The sequence below is a fragment of the Sulfolobales archaeon genome (assembly GCA_038897115.1).
In the GTDB taxonomy this organism is placed as follows: Archaea; Thermoproteota; Thermoprotei_A; order Sulfolobales; family AG1; genus AG1.
The window spans coordinates 1-2,598 of sequence record JAWAXC010000185.1 but is presented as its reverse complement, the minus strand read 5'-3'; the positions used below and the strand labels follow the sequence as shown (position 1 = coordinate 2,598).

The following is a 2,598-nucleotide window of genomic DNA, read 5'->3' as shown; positions in this document are numbered from 1 at the left end:
AGCAAAACCAGTTCTACTTCACATGGTAGGTGGTAAGGAGGAGCCGAGACCAGTTATCAGGGGTATACTCACCAGGAGGATCTCAACACCGGTTAACACAAGATCCTATGTGAGGGTGAGGGTATATAGAGGCAGCGATGGGAAGATCTACGTAGATCCCTTAGCACTAACCGGGAGTGGAATACTGAGCACCCTCGTAAGAGGCAACGGAATACTAGTTGTTCCAGAGAATAGAGAGGGATATGATGAGGGGGACGAGGTGGAAGTAACCCTTCTAAGATCTATTGAAGATACATAGAAGAAGATCTAAAGATAGCGCTAGAACCACCCTAAAGCCCTTAACCTAATACACCCTTCTAGGACAGAAAGGATCGGAGGATCGGAGCATATTTAGAGATAGAAATAAAGCTGTGGTAAGGATATTAGTTCGTGCGAGATGGAGATTAAAAGGCTCAATATAGTTGAGATAGCGGAGTCGCGGTTTCAAGAGGCCCTAAAGGAGCTTGATATAGCAGAGGTTTTTCTGAAGGATGGTCTTTTGAGAAATGCTGCTGGAAAAGCTTTTCAGGCTTGGAAATCACTACTATCATATCTAGCCCTGAAAAACCTAGAGCTTCTCGAGAGCAGGTATAGGGGGTTTAAAAGAGTTGGCTCGCGATCGATCCCTCTGTATGAATGGATCGCAGCTGTTATGCCAACAAACAGAATGGCGGAGGTCGCAGCGATAATAGAAGAGAGGATATACAGCGTGGCAGAGCTGACGGCGCTAGCTTTGCAGCTACATGAATTCCAATATAACGGGCCTGATCCTGAGGGGATAAAGAGTAAAATACCAAATGAAGATACTGCTAGAGAGCTTACAAGAATACTGATAATGAGAACCAGAGAGATCATAAGATCTTTGAAGGTTTAGATGGTCATTGAGTATCTATTAATAAAAGGAATCGTTGGTATCGTCCAGATCTCTTAAAGGATTTCGAGGATATCTAGCCTGTTAGCTGTAATGATAAGCTCAGCTCTTCAGCTTTGAAGAGCTGACCTCGAGCTGTCTCATAAGTATGTAGCTGACTGCAATGTGTATTAACTCTCTATCAACATATGGCGAGTCATTGACCACCCCCACTATATGGCCACATACCATACATCTATGGATATTTATTCCATTGAGGATCAGCACCTCAAATTTACTTCTATCTCTATTGCCACAGGCTGGGCATTTAAATAAATCGTAGTCCCATGAATAGCCGCAGAGGCATCTAAGCTCGAGAACAGTTCTAGCGTATATGCCGTGGGAGACCTTTTTAGCTATTCCTGCTATCGGTGCAAGGCCGCATATGGGGCATCTATCCCCATTCCATACTATATCTCCTTGCCTTTTCCTCACAACCCTATAGAATAGCCTCCTATATATGTATAATGCTATAGAGCCCCTCTCATCGATATCAGCCTCACCAGCTATATATCTAAGCACGCTATCCTCATCCATCTCTATATTGAGTTTCTTCATAACATTAACAACACCTCTGGCCAAGGGTCTGAGATCTTTTATACTTTTTATTAGGGGATATGTTTTTCGATCGAAATCCACGTTAACATCTATATCCTCACCAGCTACGTGGAGATCCCTGTATAGCTTGAGCACCTCCCCCAACTCTCTAAGACACTCATCATCGGATCCGCATAAGATCTTAGCCATATCGCTCATAAAGATCAGCCTTTAGAAGAGCCTCCCCCAGCAAGGGCTTTTTCAACTAGTCTCCTCATAAGCTCTGTCTCGATGTTCAACACGTGCTCCACAATCTCCAAAACCTTTTTATTAAGATTCTCAGTTAGCTTCACCGCCTCCTCCAAAACCTTTCTAGGATCCTCATTGCCTGCTCTCTCAATAAGCTTTAACATCTCCTCCTCAAATAGAGAGACACTCACACCGAAGGACTTTAGATATCCCCTTGTCCTCGATGTATCATAGCTCAGAATGCTCACCAAATATTTTCGGCATAGGAGTTGATAAAGCAGGTGTCAGCGAAGTGGATATTGAAAATGAAAAAGATGGAGAAGGGGCCTGTGGGCGCCTCGACATTCGGGGGTGCCGCCCAGGGTCTCCACTGAAGATAATCTATTGGACGTTTATAAGCTTTAATATGGAGATAGGCTCTTCTAGTATAGCTAAAAGATACGATCTTTGCACGTATTGATCAGCTTTTTATTTCAATATCTGTGCCTAAGCTGTAGAAACAACGCATATGTAGATCATAGGGTGTTTTTGGCTAGTTATGGATATTCTATATGTTTCTCCAAGTCTAGGGCCTTTAGGTATTTTTATAGCTATAACGTTTATAGCTATATAATATATAGAGCTTTATGAGGCCAACAACAGGCTTTTACCAGCTGGATGAGGATCTCTTTATAGAGGGTGAACCTCTCATAATATATGGTGAACCCGCCTCTGGCAAGACAAACCTTGTGCTGAAGATACTTAGGGAATCGCTTAGAAGTGGTATGGAAGCAGCCTATATCTCGACAGAGGGGAGCATCGTTGTTGAGAGAATGGAGGAGATAGGTGTATTGGATTTCCCAAACCTCGCTATAGGCTTTGCC

5 protein-coding genes are annotated in these 2,598 nt (G+C 43.3%); 3 read left to right on the top strand and 2 right to left on the bottom strand.

The genetic code is table 11. The features are described 5' to 3' along the window. A partial coding sequence (locus tag QXE01_12595) for a hypothetical protein (GenBank protein MEM4972077.1) occupies positions 1 to 298 on the top strand: 298 nt, incomplete at its 5' end. Between the two features lie 138 nt (positions 299 to 436). Beyond that, positions 437 to 913 carry a PaREP1 family protein gene (locus QXE01_12590; protein MEM4972076.1) on the top strand — a complete coding sequence of 159 codons (477 nt, stop codon included), beginning with the start codon at positions 437 to 439 and terminating at the stop codon, positions 911 to 913. Between the two features lie 99 nt (positions 914 to 1,012). On the opposite strand, the gene QXE01_12585 is transcribed toward QXE01_12590, so the two are convergent. Together QXE01_12585 and QXE01_12580 are read right to left on the bottom strand one after the other, a co-directional pair. After that, positions 1,013 to 1,705 carry a hypothetical protein gene (locus QXE01_12585; protein MEM4972075.1) on the bottom strand — a complete coding sequence of 231 codons (693 nt, stop codon included), beginning with the start codon at positions 1,703 to 1,705 and terminating at the stop codon, positions 1,013 to 1,015. 5 nt (positions 1,706 to 1,710) lie between these two features. Then, the gene (locus QXE01_12580; GenBank protein MEM4972074.1) at positions 1,711 to 1,986 is read right to left on the bottom strand and encodes a hypothetical protein; all 276 of its coding nucleotides are present in this window, start codon (positions 1,984 to 1,986) and stop codon (positions 1,711 to 1,713) included. 375 nt (positions 1,987 to 2,361) lie between these two features. On the opposite strand from QXE01_12580, the gene QXE01_12575 reads away from it, so the two are divergent. Then, on the top strand, positions 2,362 to 2,598 hold a 237-nt coding region (locus QXE01_12575), incomplete at its 3' end, for a hypothetical protein (protein MEM4972073.1).

Excerpts from the sequence above, each read along its gene's own strand:
- QXE01_12590 (MEM4972076.1), top strand. The coding sequence starts at position 437 with ATGGAGATTAAAAGGCTCAATATAGTTGAGATAGCGGAGTCGCGGTTT.
- QXE01_12585 (MEM4972075.1), bottom strand. The coding sequence starts at position 1,705 with ATGAGCGATATGGCTAAGATCTTATGCGGATCCGATGATGAGTGTCTT.